At 42.6% G+C, this 19,192-nt stretch carries 22 protein-coding genes; 8 read left to right on the top strand and 14 right to left on the bottom strand.

The genetic code is table 11. From position 1 onward, the window contains the following. Positions 1–68 precede the first annotated feature (68 nt). Positions 69–191 carry a hypothetical protein gene (locus NKMY2_RS11015; protein WP_255347566.1) on the top strand — a complete coding sequence of 41 codons (123 nt, stop codon included), beginning with the start codon at positions 69–71 and terminating at the stop codon, positions 189–191. Position 192: 1 nt separating this feature from the next. Here the strand turns inward: NKMY2_RS11015 and NKMY2_RS06465 are convergent, their stop codons facing one another. After that, entirely contained in the window at positions 193–381 is a 189-nt protein-coding gene (locus tag NKMY2_RS06465; RefSeq protein WP_042686141.1) for a hypothetical protein, read from the bottom strand. A gap of 421 nt (positions 382–802) precedes the next feature. Next, positions 803–4,144: a fibronectin type III domain-containing protein gene (locus NKMY2_RS10300; protein WP_157832476.1), complete on the bottom strand. Its 3,342-nt coding sequence runs from the start codon at positions 4,142–4,144 to the stop codon at positions 803–805. 116 nt (positions 4,145–4,260) lie between these two features. Here NKMY2_RS10300 and NKMY2_RS06455 point away from each other — a divergent pair, with 116 nt between their 5' ends. Further along, on the top strand, positions 4,261–4,524 hold the full coding sequence (locus NKMY2_RS06455) for a KTSC domain-containing protein (RefSeq protein ID WP_320408962.1): 264 nt from the start codon (positions 4,261–4,263) through the stop codon (positions 4,522–4,524). Between the two features lie 36 nt (positions 4,525–4,560). Here NKMY2_RS06455 and NKMY2_RS06450 read toward each other — a convergent pair whose 3' ends face one another. From NKMY2_RS06450 to NKMY2_RS10295, 9 genes are all read right to left on the bottom strand, one after another. Next, entirely contained in the window at positions 4,561–4,794 is a 234-nt protein-coding gene (locus NKMY2_RS06450; RefSeq protein ID WP_042686139.1) for a hypothetical protein, read from the bottom strand. A gap of 58 nt (positions 4,795–4,852) precedes the next feature. After that, the gene (locus NKMY2_RS06445) at positions 4,853–5,263 is read right to left on the bottom strand and encodes a hypothetical protein (RefSeq protein ID WP_157832475.1); all 411 of its coding nucleotides are present in this window, start codon (positions 5,261–5,263) and stop codon (positions 4,853–4,855) included. Between the two features lie 47 nt (positions 5,264–5,310). Continuing rightward, positions 5,311–5,721: a hypothetical protein gene (locus NKMY2_RS06440; protein WP_042686135.1), complete on the bottom strand. Its 411-nt coding sequence runs from the start codon at positions 5,719–5,721 to the stop codon at positions 5,311–5,313. An 80-nt stretch (positions 5,722–5,801) separates the two neighbouring features. After that, positions 5,802–6,554, bottom strand: coding sequence for a hypothetical protein (locus NKMY2_RS06435; RefSeq protein WP_042686132.1), 753 nt, complete (start codon positions 6,552–6,554; stop codon positions 5,802–5,804). Between the two features lie 83 nt (positions 6,555–6,637). After that, positions 6,638–6,844, bottom strand: a complete 207-nt coding sequence (locus tag NKMY2_RS06430) for a winged helix-turn-helix domain-containing protein (RefSeq protein ID WP_238549794.1) — start codon at positions 6,842–6,844, stop codon at positions 6,638–6,640. A 796-nt stretch (positions 6,845–7,640) separates the two neighbouring features. Continuing rightward, complete coding sequence (locus NKMY2_RS06425) at positions 7,641–8,543, bottom strand: ice-binding family protein (protein WP_052347571.1); 903 nt, start codon at positions 8,541–8,543, stop codon at positions 7,641–7,643. A gap of 89 nt (positions 8,544–8,632) precedes the next feature. Further along, entirely contained in the window at positions 8,633–8,881 is a 249-nt protein-coding gene (locus NKMY2_RS06420; protein WP_238549793.1) for a winged helix-turn-helix domain-containing protein, read from the bottom strand. A 539-nt stretch (positions 8,882–9,420) separates the two neighbouring features. After that, positions 9,421–9,693 (bottom strand): winged helix-turn-helix domain-containing protein, encoded by a 273-nt coding sequence (locus NKMY2_RS06410; RefSeq protein ID WP_238549792.1) that lies wholly within the window; start codon positions 9,691–9,693, stop codon positions 9,421–9,423. A 305-nt stretch (positions 9,694–9,998) separates the two neighbouring features. Further along, a complete protein-coding gene (locus NKMY2_RS10295; RefSeq protein ID WP_052347570.1) occupies positions 9,999–11,099 on the bottom strand; it encodes an ice-binding family protein in 1,101 nt (366 codons plus the stop codon). Positions 11,100–11,430: 331 nt separating this feature from the next. On the opposite strand from NKMY2_RS10295, the gene NKMY2_RS10655 reads away from it, so the two are divergent. Together NKMY2_RS10655 and NKMY2_RS06395 are read left to right on the top strand one after the other, a co-directional pair. Next, positions 11,431–11,718 (top strand): winged helix-turn-helix domain-containing protein, encoded by a 288-nt coding sequence (locus NKMY2_RS10655; RefSeq protein WP_238549791.1) that lies wholly within the window; start codon positions 11,431–11,433, stop codon positions 11,716–11,718. A gap of 79 nt (positions 11,719–11,797) precedes the next feature. After that, on the top strand, positions 11,798–12,373 hold the full coding sequence (locus NKMY2_RS06395) for a hypothetical protein (protein ID WP_042686293.1): 576 nt from the start codon (positions 11,798–11,800) through the stop codon (positions 12,371–12,373). Between the two features lie 79 nt (positions 12,374–12,452). Here the strand turns inward: NKMY2_RS06395 and NKMY2_RS06390 are convergent, their stop codons facing one another. Next, positions 12,453–14,645: an elongation factor EF-2 gene (locus tag NKMY2_RS06390; RefSeq protein WP_042686119.1), complete on the bottom strand. Its 2,193-nt coding sequence runs from the start codon at positions 14,643–14,645 to the stop codon at positions 12,453–12,455. Positions 14,646–14,712: 67 nt separating this feature from the next. Next, entirely contained in the window at positions 14,713–15,612 is a 900-nt protein-coding gene (locus tag NKMY2_RS06385; protein WP_042686116.1) for a sugar isomerase, read from the bottom strand. 57 nt (positions 15,613–15,669) lie between these two features. On the opposite strand from NKMY2_RS06385, the gene NKMY2_RS06380 reads away from it, so the two are divergent. Genes NKMY2_RS06380 through NKMY2_RS06365 form a run of 4 tightly spaced genes read left to right on the top strand, consistent with a single transcriptional unit; the run spans position 15,670 to position 18,082 of the window. Further along, positions 15,670–16,542, top strand: coding sequence for a CBS domain-containing protein (locus tag NKMY2_RS06380; protein ID WP_042686112.1), 873 nt, complete (start codon positions 15,670–15,672; stop codon positions 16,540–16,542). A gap of 35 nt (positions 16,543–16,577) precedes the next feature. Continuing rightward, complete coding sequence (locus tag NKMY2_RS06375) at positions 16,578–17,411, top strand: menaquinone biosynthesis family protein (RefSeq protein ID WP_042686109.1); 834 nt, start codon at positions 16,578–16,580, stop codon at positions 17,409–17,411. Between the two features lie 40 nt (positions 17,412–17,451). Continuing rightward, complete coding sequence (locus NKMY2_RS06370; protein WP_042686290.1) at positions 17,452–17,748, top strand: hypothetical protein; 297 nt, start codon at positions 17,452–17,454, stop codon at positions 17,746–17,748. A 16-nt stretch (positions 17,749–17,764) separates the two neighbouring features. Beyond that, a complete protein-coding gene (locus NKMY2_RS06365; protein ID WP_042686107.1) occupies positions 17,765–18,082 on the top strand; it encodes an MTH1187 family thiamine-binding protein in 318 nt (105 codons plus the stop codon). Here the strand turns inward: NKMY2_RS06365 and NKMY2_RS06360 are convergent. After that, the gene (locus NKMY2_RS06360; protein WP_042686104.1) at positions 18,068–19,165 is read right to left on the bottom strand and encodes a radical SAM protein; all 1,098 of its coding nucleotides are present in this window, start codon (positions 19,163–19,165) and stop codon (positions 18,068–18,070) included. The genes NKMY2_RS06365 and NKMY2_RS06360 overlap by 15 nt on opposite strands. Positions 19,166–19,192 lie beyond the last annotated feature (27 nt).

Genomic DNA, 19,192 nt, shown 5'->3' with positions numbered 1-19,192 from the left:
GTGATCTATGCTTGTCTGTTTATTTTGAAATTAAATTATCTTATAAGATCATCATACCATACGTGCCTATGGACAACTGTAAATCGTGTGGAAAAAGCCTAGAGGGGATGCCACCAGACAGCAAGTATTGTTCTTTAGAATGTGCATATGGAATAGCAGGCGTTGCAAAAGAGCGGGCAGTGTTTCCGTAAACTATGCAGTATGCCCAGCATTTGATTTTAAATCGTACTCGATGTCGCTTCCGGTTTCATGAAAATATCGATGTTTTATTCCGTCCAATTTTTCTGACAGGGTGTGATCATGCGGTAAATTACGCCTGCTTATCTTCAGTTTTAGGTCACGATAATTGGAAACCAGTTTTTTTAATTCAGATTTTTTCACAGTTATTACATTACAATTTTTGTTTTAAAAAATTTATTGTATATGGAATAACTTGTGAAATAGGAAAAAAAGTAGACCTTTTTCTAAGGTCGACTTATTTTTTCTTGCTTTTGGATTTAGCAGGTGATTTTTTTGCTTTTGCTTTTGTAGCCATACCTGTAAGTTTTTTGTATGCTATTAAACATGCTGATTTTGGAATTTTTGTTATTTGGTTTTGAAAAAATAAAATCAATTACAAAAAAGATCGACTTGATGTTGAAAAAATGTTTTTGAGCAAAATAAAAAGTTGCGATCTAGTTTATGCGACACTGCCAAACAAAGAAACCGCAGACTGCCAGATCAGAGTGATCATTTTTGCATTCTTACAATGATCGATTGTCTTTGCTATGCAATTGTCTTGCGAGTGTTTTTTAGAACAGGTTTACTGTCTTTGAGACGCGAAGTGTTGGATTTTTGACCTATTTTTGATAGCCAAGATGGAAAAAACGGGAATTCCAAGATAAATTCCGGCATTAAGCAGGATTATCCCCATCCCGTACAACACAACTTCAGATTCAGAGTCGGCATTGTTTAGAAGTGGCAGTGTGGAAAGCATTGGCAACATGGTCGCCTTTACAATTTCTTTGAAAACTGGGCTCTGTCGCTCCAAATCTGCCACGGTTGGGCTAAACGAATAGTAAAACTGGTTGAATCCTGCCATGAAGGTTGCACCAGAGTCAGTATTGAGCAAGACACTGTCTCGTATTTCCCGCAGTAGCTGCACTTGTGTGGATAGTTCAGTCCCATATGCAGCAGTTGCGACAAGACATCCGCCGCCTTTTTCAGCGTCAAGCACACAGACTCCACCTTCAAGATGCGTTCCCGCTCCACATTTTGTAGCATCTGGGACAGGCTCTGGTTCAGGAACGCCAAATAACGCATAGATTGTTTGGCTTGGGAAGTTTTCATCAAACCATGCCTTAAACGAAGGCTCGCTTTTGTATAGGTAAATGTAGTATTCAGAGTCCTTGGCAGGGTCTGGGAATCCAGGAATGTGGGTTGTGATTACTTTCTTTTCATTAGGATCAATGGCCCCCACCACGTCATAGATTGATTCGCCTGGGAAGTTTTTGTCAAACCATGCGGTAAATTCAGGCTCGTTGTTGTATCTATCTACGTAATATTGAGGATCTCTTGCAGGGTCTGGGAATCCAGGAATGTGGGTTTTCGGCCCTTCCCGCTCTGGCTCTTCCGTAGGCGTCTCCGTTTCTTCTGGAACGGTAGGAGTTGTCGGTTTTGTTGGTGCCGCAACCACGACTGAGACTTCGTTTGACGGAGAACCGATTCCAGCCGAGTTTATCGCGTAAACCCTGTAAGAATAGGTGTTTGCCAATAGCCCAGTATGGGAATATGACGTGCCAGTTGCCTTGGTAATCAAAGTCATGTATGATCCAGAGCCAATTTTGTATTCTATCTTGTATCCTGTGACCGGGGCGCCTCCATCATTTGAGGGAGATGACCAGTGAAGATTTGCCCGGTTTGCACTGTGAGTTATGGTAAGGATTGGGGCGCCAGGAGGGTGTGCCGAAACTGCAGACGGTATTGCCGAGGTCTCAGCAGACGGTGAGCTTATCCCAACAGAGTTAATTGCGTAAACCCTGTAGACATATGTCGCCCCAGTTGTTAATCCCGTGTGAGAGTATTTTGTAGTAGAGTTTTGAGTGCTAGGTGCAAGGGTCTCAAATTGACCCGTGTTCTTTTTTACTTCGATTTTGTATCCAGTTATAGCAGAGCCGCCCGTGTTTGACGGGGCTGACCAGGACAGGTTGATTGTTGTTGGGGATGAAGGCGTTGCGGCAAGCCCGGTTGGTGTCCCAGGAGGGTTTACGTTTGATTGCGATGGGGGAGGAGTCGAGGTGCTCAGCGGTGTTGCAGATGCCTCGTTTGAAAATGGACTTGCACCCAAGGTAAAAAATGCTGAAACTACATAGGTGTGAGGTTTCCCAGTTGTAAGCCCGCTGATCGAATACGTTGTCGCAGTAGAACCGGTGTTTTCAGATATTGTCTTGTATGCATCTGGGCCTATTTTTTCATCTATCTTGTATCCGGTGATTTGCTGCTTGTATGTTTGTGACGGCGGAACCCATGACAGCATAATTGAGGTTGGAGAGACGGCCGTCGCAGTAAGCGCTGGTGCCGTTGTCTCTTTTGGTGTTGCAGATGCATCACTTGAAGGGCCAGTTCCAACGGAATTAATTGCTGAAACGCGGTAATAGTATATGGTTCCTTTTGTCAGTCCGGTGTGGATAAACGACGTTGCGGTGCTAGCAGTGTTTGCAACCAGCGTCTCGTAAGAGCCCGTGCCCTTTTTTACCTCAATTTTGTACCCAGTTATGGCAGAGCCGCCGTTGTTTGAGGGCGGAGACCAGGACAGGTTGACCTGTGTTGGCGATGCAGTAACTGCAGTCAGACCGGTTGGCGCACTTGGAATATTTGATGAGGACAGAGTAGTAGAAGATTCTGCCGATGCGCTGCTAGTTCCAATTGAATTAATTGCTGAAACGCGGTAAACATAGGTTTGTCCTGCACTCAGTCCGGTGTGAGAGTATGTGGTTACTGTGCTGGCAGTGTTTGACACTAGGACAGAGTAGGAGCCAGAGCCAACCCGGTATTCTATTTTGTATCCAGTGACTGGGTAACCGCCGTTGTTTGAGGGGGCATTCCAGGACAGGTTGTTTTGAGTTGAAGAGACACTAGTTGCAATCAGAGACGTAGGAGCGCTTGGAACGGTTGCAGAAGACGAAGATGTGGGAGTCGCTGACACCTCAGATGATGTGGTTCCAGTACCGATAGAATTGACGGCAGAAACCTTGTACGTATAGACAGTTCCAGTTACAAGTCCGGTGTGAGAGTACGTGGTAGATGTGCTGGCAGTGTTTGACACTAGGACAGAGTAGGAGCCAGAGCCGGATTTAGACTCAATCTTGTAACCAGAGATTGCAGAACCTCCGTTGTTTGATGGAGCAGTCCAGGACAGGTTGACCTGTGTTGGCGAAACTGGTACTGCGGTAAGACCAGTAGGTGCGCCAGGAACTGTCAGTGCAGAGGAGGATTGGGGTTGTGCCACGGCCTCAGTCGATGGCTGCACGCTGGTTCCAAATGAGGTAATTGTGAATACACGGTAAATGTAAACTTGGCCGGTGGTAAGTCCAGTATGCGAATAAGTTGTTGACAAACTTCCAGTGTTTGACACCAGAGTGGTGTAAGAGCTTGAGCCAACCCGGTATTCTATTCTGTAGCCAGTGATTTGGTACCCTCCGTTGTTTGAGGGGGCATTCCAGGACAGGTTGACCTGTGTTGGCGATGCAGGTACTGCGGTAAGACCAGTAGGTGAACCAGGATTTGTTCCAGAGGATGTCGAGGTTGGAGTCGCAGACACCTCAGATGAAGATGCGCTTGTTCCAATCGAATTAATCGCATATACGTGGTAAGTGTAGGTTTGATCAGATGTCAGTCCGGTGTGAGAGTACGTGGTAGATGTGCTGGCAGTGTTTGACACTAGGACAGAGTAGGAGCCAGAGCCAACCCGGTATTCTATTTTGTATCCAGTGATGCTTGACTGGCCGTCATTTGGAGTAGACCAGAAAAGATTGATCTGGGTTGGTGATACGGCAGTCACTGTGAGTCCGGACGGTGCGTCTGGAACTGTCGCTGCGTTTACCTCAGCGTGAAGAGATACCAAAATGAGAACGGAGGATAGTAACAATGCAGGTAGCAGATTCATGCCAGCATTGACTTGCCAATACTGGCTGATAAACACTTTGAACAAATTATTAGGGAGTCAGGTAAAATTAGTTTTGGTCAGTCCAAGGTACTTTTCTGTTTTCAGGGGGGATTTTCATGAACATGCGGCATGGTTTTATGAATACGTTGCACATAGATGAGATGATGGAAAGGATGCGAATTGAGTCAAGTGATCTAAAATCAGTAGGGTATGACGAGTCAACACAAACTCTCGAAATAGAGTTCCGGCAGGGAGGAGTATACCAGTACTTTGGGGTACCAAAAAAGATCCACGATGGCCTGATGCAGTATGCGTTATCCCACGATCAGTATCATAACAGATTCATCAAAAACCGCTACAGACACAAGAAGATTCGCTGAGCCGGAACATTTCGCGACAGGTGCAATCAGCCATGTTCATTTAGAATATTTTTCCAAGACAGCAGCCTCACCAAAACTTTGTATTTCGTTTGTTAGATCATCTAAAATACGAAGGCCGTGCAGAATGGGCTCCTTTGCCAGGTTTTTGTTTTCAAGTTTGTGCTTTAGGACAAGTCTTTCATTGTTTACAAAGCTCAAAAGCCCGATGCTCCCCTGCATGTTCAGCCCGACATAGAATTTCACATATTCAGACATGGTCTTTATCCCCATGACACGATTAAATTTTTCCAGTATTTGATTCAGTCTTTTCAGACGCTATTTTGGTATGCTAGTGGGGTACTTTCTCCAGGTGAGGGTTGACATTTGAAAAACTCACCGAGATGGAGTATGGATTATCAGCACGGATGAAAAACTCGTTTGTCCTACAGGCTTTAGGCATGATCAGCCCGGAGATTTTCAGAGTCAGCGATTCCTTGTCGGATTTTAGTATCAACTCAGGCGAATACAGTTTGTCCATTCCGGCGCAGATTTCAATTGTTACAACATACAAAACCTGAAGGAATCTGGATTGAGTTATTTTAGTTATCTTTACGGATTTGTCTTCAAGTGGAATTTGGACTCCTTTGATATGCTTTAGGCGGGTATCAGATTTAGATGCGGCCTTGGAGTACGCCAGAATTGGGCTTGAGAGTAAAGACAGAGATATTACAAATACCAACAGCAAGATAGCAATACGCAATGGGATCATCTATGCGACTTAGGATTTAAGAATTTAGAAAGATAGCACTAAGAAAACTGGTTTATCTTTTCCAGCGCAGTTCGGATGTTGGAACAGTCAGATGCTGCGTGGTCATTTCCAGACAGCAAGTCAGAGTAGAATTTTTCGTTTTGCGCCCTTTTGATGTCTGACTCGTAGCAGTTTAACGCTTTTTCATACAATGGAATGTCTGCCTGTAGTTCGGATAGAGTTTCTGGATGCTCTAATGCGTTTTTTATTTTTGATATTGCCGGATCTATTTGAGGTCCCGTCTTGCTTGCCTCCGAAATCACTATTGTGGCAAACATCGGCGCGTCTTTTAGTTCGGGTGATTTTCCGATCGACTTTAGCCTCTTCCTATAATGGTTCAAGGCCCGCAAAATGATTTCATATCCTCCTTCTTCTTTCAGATAGATTCTGCCTAACCAAATTTGGGACATGTTCATTCTGTATCGGTTTGGTCAGTTATTATTTGTAAACTTGAGGAATAGTTCATTGCAAGATTAGTCAGATATCAGCATCAGGTTAAATCTTCACATGTCAATACTGTGTTTATCGCTATTGTTCCCGAATCAGTGATTGTTCCACCGCACAGATTGAACATGTTACCGCTGTTAGTAATCACATCATAATTGGCAATTAAGTCCAAGTTCCAGATGTCACCTGCGTTCAAAACAGATCCGCTGTTGGCAAATGTGCCAGACGTAACTATGGTGCCACGATTAAGAAGGTTCAGTGCATTGACTAGCGTACCATTGTTTACCAGCACACCGGTGCCGTTTATGATCACGTTCCCAGACGAAGTGATCATGCCGCTACTAGTCATGCTGCCCAGAATCGACATAACACCTGTCGGATTGTTAATTATTGTTCCAGACGAATTGATTTTGCCAACATTCTCGAACTGACCGTTGTTTGTTATCGTGCCGCCACTAACAGTAATGGTCCCATAATTGCTAAGACTGCCAAAAGTTGTTATGGCGCCATCACTTGCGATATGGATTTGCCCATTATTGGTAATGATGCCATTGTTAGTGATTGTTCCAATGCTTAAAACCACATCAGATGAAACGATTAATTCGTCAACAGTGCCAATTACAAGGGTAGTGACGGTACACGTCTTGGTGGATAAAGTCCAAACGCCACTAATAGGTACAGATTCACATGCAGTTTTGCCATCCACAATAGTTAGTGCCATTGCATTAGGAGTAACAAAAACAGAAATCATAGTAACTAATACGATGAGTATCAAGGTTTGTTTTATGCCTGCCAATATCAGTTTATTATCGGTAAAAACTATTAAGACGCGCTTACACTAGTGTAAGTTTTATGGACGAATCCATCAGTATTATGGACTCAGTATCTATCTTTTGAGATCATGGAGGCAAACGCCTTGCCATTTCTAGTCAGAACGATATTAATTTTGGAAGATTCTATTTTAGATTCAACTAGGCCTTTTTTCTCTAACCACATGATGTGCTTTGCGAGTCGGGCATAGTTCAGATTGGCATCAAGCGATAACTGTGTCTTTCCTCCGATTCCATTAGACACTAAGGCTTGCATGATACGAGACAAAGTTTTCATGCTAGGTTGAAAGCCCCGCTCTAATTGTTTGCATTCAATGCTTACTTGTGTCATAACTTGCTACTTTCCCGATATACTCGTACGGGACAATCACATATAAAATATGTGTGAGATTTTCAGTTGAATAAAAAAATTAGTATGAATTCATACTAATGCTTATATAGTATTCTCATATGGTGTTAGCCTGCCAAGAAAAGAATACAAAACAATCAGCATAAAAGTGAAAACTTTTGTGAGATTTTTAAAAGAAGCAAAAGATGCAAAAAAGAAAGACTCCTCAGTGAGCAACACCAGTTTCCTTGATCATCTTCTTGATCTTAGGTCCACAGTTGGCTCAAAGCGGTTTTTTTAGGATTGCATTGTTGTCAGACTGACGGAAAAACCCCTTCTAAAAAGCACATTCCAATTCAGATACCATAAACTGACCACATGACTTGGAAAGATTCCAAAAGGTGGAACAAAATATCAGAAACGCAGGCGTTAGAATTCTAAATTTTGCTACCCTTTAGGAGCAGCCCACACAACATGTTTTGCTGTAAGTTCAATCCGATCTGTTCCTGTGGATCCAACATAACATCCACATTTACAAATTAGTTCTATCAGCCCATCGTGAACAAGTCTGCATTGAGTACGACTAGAGCCAGTTGCCAGCACATAGTTCAACACTAGTTTTTAGGGATTTCTAAACGACGAAACAAGTTTACCAAAATACAATAATCGATCAAGTTCCAGACACGATTTTTACAAGCACGATATATTAAAAAAAGAGAGGGGGTTAGTTTTTGCCGTACTGCTTACCAGAGTATTTACCATCGTGGCCTTTGTCTTTGTGGCCTTTATTGTCGTGGTCTTTATCATGTCCTTTACCATGTCCACCCTTACCATCGTGGTCTTTACCATCGTGGTCGTGACCATGTCCGCCGGTACAATCTTCGTCATCATCATGGTTACCGTTACCACCATCACCAGTGCCTACTACGGTGACGTTGTTGGTATCCATTGTAACTGCGCCATTTATTGCAAGCAGTCTACCATCTACCGTTGCTCCAGCAGTTGCAGTTATTGACGTGTAAGCAATTACAGTGCCTTCAAGAACAGAGTTAGTTCCAAGAGTTGCAGAACTACCCACTGCCCAAAAGATATTGTCTGCTGTTGCACCGTTGATCAGGACGACGTTACTATTTTCTGCTGTAGTAACAAGTGTACTTCCTATTTTAAAGATGTAAACTCCACTGCCATCAAGAGTAAGCGTTCCAGTTATAGCAGCTGATGAGGGAAAACAGTAAACTCCTGGAGTCAGTGTTTGCCCGCCTATGTCTGCTACGGCTGGTTCGATTGTCGTGCATGTCGCGCCTATTAGTGAACCGTATGCGGTAGCGGCATCAGCATGAGCCTGATTTGCGATTGGATCACCTACGTGTATTGTTCCAGTTACAGTTCCAAGTCCTGTGGTCGTACATCCGACAAAGCCGGTGCACGCGACACCTGGTGAGCTTACACCGAGATCTCCCGTTACGACCGTGTTACCAGTGTTGGTCACTGTTGTACCACCCAAGACTGCGAAATTGCTAGCTGTTCCAAGCGTTGGTGCTGCAAAAGCGTTATTTTGTATCATGCCTGAAGCTGAGAGTATCAGTACAGACATTACAAAATAGTTTTTGATGTTATTTCTTGTCATTGCTAGTTTTTTATTGGTAAATCTATTAAGCCACGCTTACAATGGTGTAAGTTTCACTGACAAGTTTAGCAGTATTATGGACTAATCTGTCAGCCAATATCAGAAATTATTGAGGCAAATTCTTTTCCATCTTTAGTCAAAACAACATTAATTTTGGAAGATTCAATTTTAGATTCAACGAGGCCTTTTTTCTCTAGCCACATGATATGCTTTGCAAGTCTGGCATAGTTCAGATTTGTATCACGTGCCAGGTAGGTCTTGCATTCAGGTCCCTTGTCTACCAAGGTTTTCACAATGTGCGACAAAGTCTTTATGCTAGGATCAAAGTCCGGATCCAATTTTATACGTCTGGAATTCCCCTGAGGCATAACTTACTATCCCGATACACATATTGGACAAATGTAATATTTATTACAAAACATAATTATCAAATTTGAAAATCGAAACTCTCATGCCACAGAGAAATTCTGCTCAAATCATCATTGAAAGATAGATAAAAAAAACAAAACTATCTGGAAGACAGATGTCTTTTAATTTGACTAGGATAATTCATAAATAATCACGAATTGACAAACGAGTGATTTGAGGGAATCTGCAAATTATATTGGGCGCGCCGCACTTCTTCTATTAACAGGCGTTGGGCTGATCTTATTTTGGCGTGGAATATGGCAAGTATCTGAAGAAATATTTTCAGAGCAAATAAGCTTAATTTTAGGACTAGTCATATTATTTGGTATTGCGATATATGAGAAAAAACAAATCTTTAAAATTTTGGGCAGCTCGCACTAGTTTCTAAAGAATTATGAGCAGAATTTACACACGTAAGTCGTGGTGTTCTATTTTTACTCAGACATGATTCATCTTGCCTTTGCTGAATCTAATCTTCTGAAAATATTGAAGCAAACACTTCGCCCTTTCCAGTCAAAGCAACGTTAACCTTGGAATCTTCAACTTTAGATTCAACGAGGCCTTTTTTCTCTAACCAGACAATATGCCTTACAAGTCGGGCATAGTTCAGATTGGCATCAAGCGATAACTTGGTCTTGCATTCAGAGCCATTTTCTGTCATAACCTTCATGATGCGAGATATGTTTTTCATGCTTGGTTCAAAGTCAGACTTTGATTTTGTTCTAATTCCTACTTGCGCCATATCATACACCATTATTGGTACGTACAAACAATATTTAAGACAAAAACAGATTTCCAAATTTGATAATCGATCTTTATCACATTAGGGAAACGCACTGATAATTTTCAGCTTTGAGAATCACAGTATCTTCTAATATACTTGAAAACAGTACAAAGCCAGCTGCCAACACGCATGCTCAACAATAGGTTTTAGGAATTCCTAAACAATGAAATCGGTTTATCGATGTTGATTGAAAGTTCTAGACCATGATTCACAATGGTAATAATTTGACAACATACAACATTATTAAAAAAAAAGAGAGGAGTTTAGTTTTTGTGGATCTGTATGTTACCAGCTGTTAGTGTGCCGCTTGTGGAATATGTTCCACCATCGATCTCGATTGAGAATTTATCACTATTTCTTCCTGGCTCACCGTTATCTTCTATTATCACTTTAAACGTGTGACCCGGATCTCCGTTGATGGTTGCGGTTCCGCTAAACACTGCCAAAGTGGATGAATACACACTAAGGGAGTAAAAGCTGGTGCTGTGAAGGTTGATGTTATTGATCTTGGACTGGAATTCCAGACTGCCTGTTGGTGTTGTCGATGTTTGTGATTTTACGACAAAGCCAAAGTTAACATCCTTACCTTTTTCTATTGATGTTGAACCCCCTCCTGTAACTTTACCGGAGGTGCGTGGTGGCGTTGGGAATCCAGAATCGCCTACTATGGTGACGTTGTTTGTATCCATTGTGACTGCGCCGTTTATTGCAAGCAGTCTACCATCTACAGTTGCTCCAGCAGTTGCCGTTATTGACGTGAATGCAATTACGGTTCCTTCGAGAACAGAGTTAGCTCCAAGAGTTGCAGAACTACCTACTATCCAAAAGATGTCACTTGCCGTGGCACCATTAGTCAGAACTACATTACTGTTGCTTGCAGTGATAAGCGTACTTCCGATTATGAAGATGTAAACTCCACTGCCATCAAGAGTAAGCGTTCCAGTTATAGCAGCTGATGAGGGAAAACAATAAACTCCTGGAGTCAGTGTTTGCCCGCCTATGTCTGCTACGGCTGGTTCGATTGTCGTGCATGTTGTGCCTGCTAGAACGCCGTATGCAGTAGCGGCATCAGCATGAGCCTGATTTGCGATTGGATCACCTACATGTATTGTTCCAGATACAGTTCCAAGTCCTGTGGTTGTACAACCGACAAAGCCGGTGCACGCGACACCTGGTGAGCTTACACCGAGATCCCCTATGACGACAGTCGGACCAGTATTGGTTACCGTTGTGCCACCTAAGACCGCAAATGTGCTAGCCGTTCCAAGCGGAGACGCTGCAAAAGCGTTGTTTTGCATCATACCTGAAGCTGAAAGTATCAGTACAGACATTACGAAGTAATTTTTGATGTTGTTTCTTGTCATTGCTAAATAATCATTGATAAATCTATTAAGCCACGCTTACACTAGTGTAAGTTTCATGGACAAATTCATCAGTATTATTGACTAATCTGTCAGACAGTATTTAAAAAAAGTATGAAACATAAAATATGACTCGATCAAATTCAGAGTCCCGGCACGCTCCTGGCACTATTTTTCGATAGAGTAAAAAATAGTCTCCCCGATAAAAGACCAAAATCATCCGACGCGTTTGTCCATAACAATGACAAATTCGTCCATAATCCTAACCCACATGTCAATGAACATAACTCAAATGTCAGCGTCGCTTAATACCTTTACTCACGATAAGCTAGTGATGATAAGAAAACAAACAAACATTAAAAATAAAAAATTAGCACTTGATTTTAAACCAAGCATGACAGCTCTATCACGTATCATGCAAACTATGATAGAAAATGGCTCTGAATGCAAGACCAAGTTATCGCTTGATGCCAATCTGAACTATGCCCGACTTGTAAGGCATATTGTCTGGTTAGAGAAAAAAGGCCTCGTTGAATCTAAAGTTGAAGATAACAAAATTAATGTTGTTTTAACTGAAAATGGAAAAACATTCGCCTCCACTATCTCCGGCATTAGTCAATAATGCTGATAGCTATGTCCATGAAACTTACGCCGATGTCAGCGTCGCTTAATACCTTTGCCGACAATAAATAATGATGACTATGCAAACCTTTGTTAGCGGTATCTCAACAAGATCAGAGATTTCAGTAATTATTTGGGATAAGACTAGGATTCTAAAATGGAGTGATTTCAAGAAAAAACCTAATCCTAAAGATAATGCATCAGCTAGCCTAGCAATAGGATTTGAATCAATGCCACTTGTTGAACATATTGCTATTGGGGGCAAATTCAAATTTAAGATTAAAGATATGTATCTACGTGCAATTTTCATCCCTGATCTCTCTTGGGTATTGGAAAATATCAGTAAGAAAGCAGGGGTATTGCTCCTGAAACATGAACAAGGACATTTTGATCTGGCAGAAGAAATCACTAGAAAAATTAGAAATAAAACAACCAAGCGTTTTCAGAACAGATCCTTTGCTGTAAAAGGAAAAAATGAAGATGAGGCAAAAAAAGATGCAATATTACAAGTGACTGAACTGAGAAAAGAAATAGAATATGAATTACAAAAGGAATTCAAAAACCAAGAAACAAAATATGATGACAAAACTAACCATGGATTAATCCTGCCATCCCAGGAGAAATACTATGAACGATTCAAAAAATTAAGAGAATGAATACCCCCTAAATAAGAAAAGACACCAAATGTAAAACCTCCTTGAGATTTTTTGTTCTCAAAAAGTGGGGATTCTATTTTTACTCTTTATCGATGAACTCATCTGCAGTCGGAGGCTCTGGGCTGAGACCCTTTCTCTTTCTGATATCTGCAATCAGTGTTGCCTGAATTGATTTTGGAATTGGTGACCAGGCCTTAAAGTGGGTGTTCCACATTGCCTTTCCAGCGGTTTGGCCCCTCATTATTTCTGCCAAATCAAATGTCTCAGATGCCGGTACCTCACCAGTAACAATGCTTGTGACTCCTTTTTGCTGCATGTCAAGGACCTTGCCTCTTTTTCCAGACAAGACAGATGCAACGTTTCCAATCATGTCCTGTGGAACTCGCACCTCGATTCCAAGTAGCGGCTCAAGTAGGATTGGACTTGATTTTAGCATCGCACCCATGCATGCGCGTCTTGATGCAGGACCCAACTGTGACAGGCCCCTGTGTGCAGTGTCCTCGTGTGGTACAAAGTGGGTAAATGTAAATTTGCAGTTTCTCACCTGTTCTTTTGCCAGCGGTCCTTCCTTCATCACGTCCTCAAAGCCGGACAGAATAGAGTCAGTTGATTCTTGGATGAACTGGACACCCTTTGTTCCGTTAATCATCACGTTTCCGCGAGAATCAAATCTCATTATATTTTTAGAAACATCAGAGTCCCAGCCTTTTGAACGCAAAATGGTGGCAACCTCCTTTTTGTCCTTCATTTCTGAAAGCTGGCCGCTTCGTATCATGTCTGCAATTTCAGGCTCCAGTGGCTCCACCCTCATGAAAATCTTGTTGTGCCTGTTTGGAGATTTTGCCATGACTGCATCGGTTCCACTAAGTATTGTTTCCCTGTAATTAATCAAAGGCTGCGATGTCACTACCTGAACACCGGCATCTGCAATTAGGGACGCTGCAATTTCCAAGTGCAAAACGCCCATTCCTGCAATTACTGTCTCTCCGCTTTCCTCGTTGATTTTGACAACCAGGTTTGGATCCTCAATTGTAATTCTGCGCAACGCCTCGACTAGCTTTGGCAAGTCCTTTGGATGCTTTGCCTCAACTGCTATCTGAACCACGGGCTCTGACACATACTTGATTCCCTCAAATAATGCGACATCTTTTACGGTGGATAGTGTTTGTCCTGCTCTAGCTTCAGTTAGTCCAAGCAATGCAGGGATGTTTCCTGCTCCAAGCTCGCCGACCATTTCTCTTTGGTTTCCCATGAAAAAGTTGACAGATTGGATTTTCCCCTCTCGTTTAGTGTCAATAAGATTTACAGTTTGTCCGTCTCGCAGTGTGCCGGCAAACAATCGCCCTATTGCGACAGGACCAGCTGCCGGGTCCATTGCCATGTTTACAATCATCATTACCGCGGGGCCGGTGTCATCGCAATTCAAAAGTGCCTTGCCAATATCAGAATCAAGATCACCTTTCCAGATTTTTGGGATTCTGTATTTTTGTGCCACATGTGGAGGCGGATGATGCTTTACGACCATTCCCAGTACGGCCTCTGCAAGCGGCGCCTTTTTTGCAAGTTCTTCTACGCTTCCGCCTTCTGAATATGCAGTGAAAATGTCCTTAAACGAAATTCCCTTCTCCTTCATTATATCGATGTTAAAGCCCCACCTGTCCTTTGCAGAGCCAAAAGATACGCTGCCATCCTGGATTGACACCTTCCATTTTTCCTTGTATTCAGGTTCTGCGTATGTGTCGATTAATCCGTTAAAAGTAGTAATGATGTTCACAAGCCACTCTTGCATTTTTTCTGGAGTAAGCCTCAGCTCTTTTATGAGTCGGTCTATCTTGTTGATGTACAAAACAGGTCGGACTCGTTCTTCCAGTGCTTGTCGTGTTACGGTTTCAGTCTGCGTCATGATTCCCTCTACAGAGTCAGACACCACAACTGCACCATCAATTGCCCTAAGGCTTCTAGTCACCCTACCAGTAAAGTCAATGTGCCCGGGAGTATCAATCATGTTTATGACGTATTCCTGTCCGGCTTTTTCATAAAGCAAAGTAACGTTTGCCTGAACTATTGTCATCTGTCTGTCTTGTTCAAGCTTCATCGAGTCCAAGGCAAGTGCTCTTCCTGCAGCAGACGGTGCAATGATTCCCGCATATCCAAGCAAGCTATCACTCATGGTTGTCTTTCCATGGTCCACGTGAGCAATTACACCAAAGTTTCGAATCAGGTTCTTGTCCTTGATGATCTTTAGGATCTGCTCTGTTGCCTTGTACTTCATATTTGAATGAAATCCTTCTAGAACACATATTAAATCTTCTGCAAAATGAACGCAATTTTTGTAAAAATTAGTAAATCATTGACGAGCTAACATTTCGAATTTTCTTTTCCGTAATAAAATAACAGTCCGTAAGGCGTTTTCTTTTTGCACCATTTAGCGCCAGAACCTGCGATACAAACGTGTAAAAAATAACTTGGGAAATTTTGCTGCCTGACTTGATTGAAGGAGTGTGCACAGACAGGCCGAGACTTTTTAGTTGCGATACAAGGCATGCATTGTGAGCGTTTTTTCCTTCAAATATTATTACGGTGTCACCAGGTTTGGCAGAAAACAAACCTGCGTGTGAGAACTGTTCTATCATATCATAATGCGCATCCATGCCCAGTACCTCATGAAGCTTGGCTGCAGCATACATGCACAGCGGATACGTGTGCTGGTTTCCAATAAAGTAGACTTTGTTTTTTAGTGCGATTTTTCTTGCCTGAGATTTGGCAGAGAGAAACAGTTTTCTGGCATTTTTAACTCTAAAGCCAAAGACAAGAGACATGCACGCAAGCATGCTGGCAAGAAAGCTGATGCTTCCAGATGTCATCACACCAGAATCGTAATAGTCAAGTGGAATGGTATCAGTGCACGCCTTGGCAAGATTGCTTGTTGGGTTTTTTGTTATTGCGGTTGATTTTTTTACCATTTTTGCGGCCCTGATGTTTGAAATAGTGTTTCCAGATATTGAAACAAAGTAGACATGCTTGTTTTTTGAAATGCTCTTGTTTTTTGCCAGAACAAGCGGGTCTACTGCCAGGGCTTGATAGTCAGAAAAGCATTCTGCCATCATTGACGACGCAAGCGAGTCACCGCTGCCGCAAAACAGCGCACCCTTTGGATTGATTTGCTTTTGCGGTTTGAACGTATCTAAAAACTCCAGCTGTGACTCGATGTCACGTTCAAATGCCAAAATTGTGCGCACGTCTATCTATTACCAGCGGCGGTTTTTATTTTCAGTGTATTGGTTTGGAAATTTTGTTTGGATGAATCAAACATGCTACACTATATGGTTTTGGGCAAATTTCCAGTGTTATTGTTAAGCCAGCAAAAAAGACGCAGTTATTTGGTAACTGCAGAGGACCTGTCCAAGGAGCCAATTTCAATCGGCAAAGATTCGGCAGTGTACGACGGAATTGAAAAAATCATCGACAACAGGATATCGGGCCTGATAGTAGACGCAAAAAAAACACAGAGTGGTATCATGTCCGCAAGGGATGTCGGAAAGGCCCTAGTTTCAAAAAACCAAAACACCAAAACGATTCCAGTATCAAGTGTAATGAAGGAGCTGGTCCTAGTCGACCAGTACGCGCCAATCCCAAACTGCGCAGAAATGATGCTTGCAAAAAAGACAAACATGATCGGCATCAAGGGCAAAGACGGAATCATCGGAATAATGACAAAGCACGACTTGGTCAAACACTATCATGAAAACGCGACGGACTCTAAAAAAATTCAGGACGTCATGACGTATGGGAGTTTTTTTGTGCATGACGACGCTAGCATGTATGACGGGCTGGCAAAAATGATATCAGCCCAGGTATCGCGCCTTTTGATTAAAAACTCTCAAGACGAGCCAGTCGGGATTGTGACCTTTGGGAACTTCCTCGGCAAGGTGTTCAGATACGAGCAAGATGCATCAAGTGTTTTTACAGACTATGGAAAAAACTGCAAGATATCAGACGTGATGACAAAACAAATAATCACAGTTACGGCACAGACTAGCCTTCCAAGGATTGCAAAGATACTACTAGAATACAGAATCCATGGCGTCGCAATAACCGATCGTCGCAAGATAGTTGGCTTTGTCACAGAAAAAGACATCATCAGAGAACTGTCAAGGCAAGAAATTTAGAATAGATATTTAGAGCCAAATTTCAGACAGCATGCATGGAAATTTCTGTCGGACATACTCCAGACTCAGACGACGCGTTCATGTTCTACGGAATGCTAACTGGAAAGATTCCATCACAAGGGTTTACCATAAGACATGTTATTGCAGATATCGAGGAGCTAAACAAGAGGGCGCAGAGGCACGAGCTTGACGTCACGGCAGTGTCAATTCATGCATGTGCATACATCCCAGACTATACTATTTTGCGCAGCGGTGGAAGCTTTGGAATCGGATACGGGCCAATTGTGATTGCAAAACAAAACATCAAGCCAGAAGAGCTGAAGAATTTGAAAATCGCAATTCCGGGAAAAATGACATCGGCGTTTTTGCTGCTCCAGCTAATGATTGGCAAATTCGACCATGTTGAAATGAAGTTTAGCGACATCCCAGATGCAGTAAACAGCGGAAAGGTAGACGCAGGCCTGGTGATCCACGAAACCCAGTTATCGTACAAGCACGAAGGCTTGCAAAAGATTCTCGACGTTGGGGAGTGGTGGGACAAGACAACAAACGGACTCCCTGTGCCCCTTGGGACAAACGTAATGAGCGACAAGTTTGGCCAGGAGACGATACAGAGATTCGACAAATACCTGCACGATTCAATAAAATACGGACTAGAGCACCTCGATGATGCACTTGACTATTCCATGCAGTACAGCAGAGGCAAGCCGGCTGACCTAATCAAGAAATTTGTATCAATGTACGTAAACGACGTAACAGTAGACATGGGAAAGTCAGGCGAGGAATCAATCAGGCGATTTTTCTCGATGGCGTCTGAGAAGAACCTAGTGCCAAAATTTGAGATTAAGATCAGCCAAGCCAAGTTTTAGGGTTAGATTTGTATATAATTATCACATAGTATAGATGATCATGGTTCTGGTAGACAAGAAAATACTAGCCGGCGGAATATCGTTGGTCTCAGTTGGACTAGTCATAATATTTTATCTCAATTCCTCAACTCCGGTTTGGCACGAAGGCATGACGCAGGCCCAGGCAGATGACCTTTTGGTAAAACAGCAGGAAAATAGAAACTATACAAACTTGGCAGGCATGGCGGCAGGCGTTGGGTTTTTGCTCGTCCTGATTAGTTTTGGTGCGAGAAGGAAAAAAGGCGGCGCAAAGACAATAGAAAAGGACGAAAGGCCTAAAGATTTTAATCAAAACTGATTTTTAAAATCTTGATATGATTCACGCAGAAATCAGCATCTACCCAATCGGTACGGATTCTACTAGTGTTAGCATCTATGTCGCAAGGGCAATTGAGGCAATTGCTGATTTTAAAGATGTAAAGTACAAGATCACCCCGATGGGGACTGTACTTGAATCAGACAGAATTGAGAGGATATTTGAGGCAACAAAAATAATGACAGATGCGGTTCACAGGATGGGAGTAAAACGAGTAGAAGTAATACTCAAAATAGATTCAAGGTCAGACAAAAATCAGACAATTGATTCAAAGGTAGACTCGGTTAACAAGTATCTAAAATCAGAAGGTCCGTAGCGTCTTAAAGAACGTGTTTCGCTGGATTGGCTCTCTTCCTATTTCCTTTACCATCGTAGCTAGCTCCATTACCGAAGAGGTGGTAGGCTTTCCTGCTGCACGGTATATTTCCTCAGAAAACGCAGTTCCCACAAGGTCGCTTCCGCCATTTGAGAGTGCAACCTGTGCAAGCTTTTTCCCAAACGCAACCCAGTAAACAGAAATGTTGTTTAGCACACCTGCAAGCATGAGCCGCGATACGGCTATAATTTTTAGATCATAGATGGATGAGCACTCGTGCTTTACAAGATCGTTTTGCTCAAGCTCCGTGTTGTCAAGGCTAAACTTTAGTGGAATGAATGTGATGAATCCGCCCGTCTTTTTTTGCAGTTCGCGAATCTTTATGAGATGATCTATGATATGGTGAGGCTTTTCAATGTGCCCATAAAGCATTGTAGCATTGCTTCGAATTCCCAAGTTATGTGCCTGTTCTATCGTGTCAAGCCATTCCTGGCCTGAGCACTTGCCGCGCACTATCTGACTTCGGATTTCCGGGTGGAACAGCTCTGCGCCTCCCCCAGGCATGGAGTCAAGTCCTGCTGCCTTTAATCTAGACAATATTTCCTTGACAGAATTTTTTGTAAGCTTTGATAAAAAGAATATTTCTGCGGCAGTAAACGCCTTGATTGTAAGTTCAGGGTGATGCTTTTTGATTATCTTCATCATGTTTTCATAATAGTCAAGCGTAAGTGTCGGATGAAATCCTCCGACAATGTGTACCTCAGTTGCGCCCATTTGTTTTGCAAGTCCCACCCTCTGCTCAATTTGCTCAGGGCTCAGCGTATATGCGTCAGACTCGTCGCCCTTGCGGTAAAACGCGCACATTTGGCAGCTGGCAGCACAGAGATTTGTATAGTTCATGTAGTAGGAGGCGGCAAACGTTACCCTGTCCCCAACCAGACTCTTTCTCACTAGATCCGCAGTTGCGCCAACGGTGAAAAGGTTGTCATTATCCATCAGTTCCAGTCCGTCGTTGTATGACAGCTCCTCTCCAGAGAAAACTCGTTCCAGGGCTTTTGACTCACTGATTAAATCGCGTAGCAACGGCTTGTTTGGCGCAATCTGTAAATA

The organism is Candidatus Nitrosotenuis chungbukensis (genome assembly GCF_000685395.1).
Lineage (GTDB): Archaea > Thermoproteota > Nitrososphaeria > Nitrososphaerales > Nitrosopumilaceae > Nitrosotenuis > Nitrosotenuis chungbukensis.
Note: the sequence above shows the minus strand (reverse complement) of the source record. Positions and strands in the feature narration are given on the sequence as shown.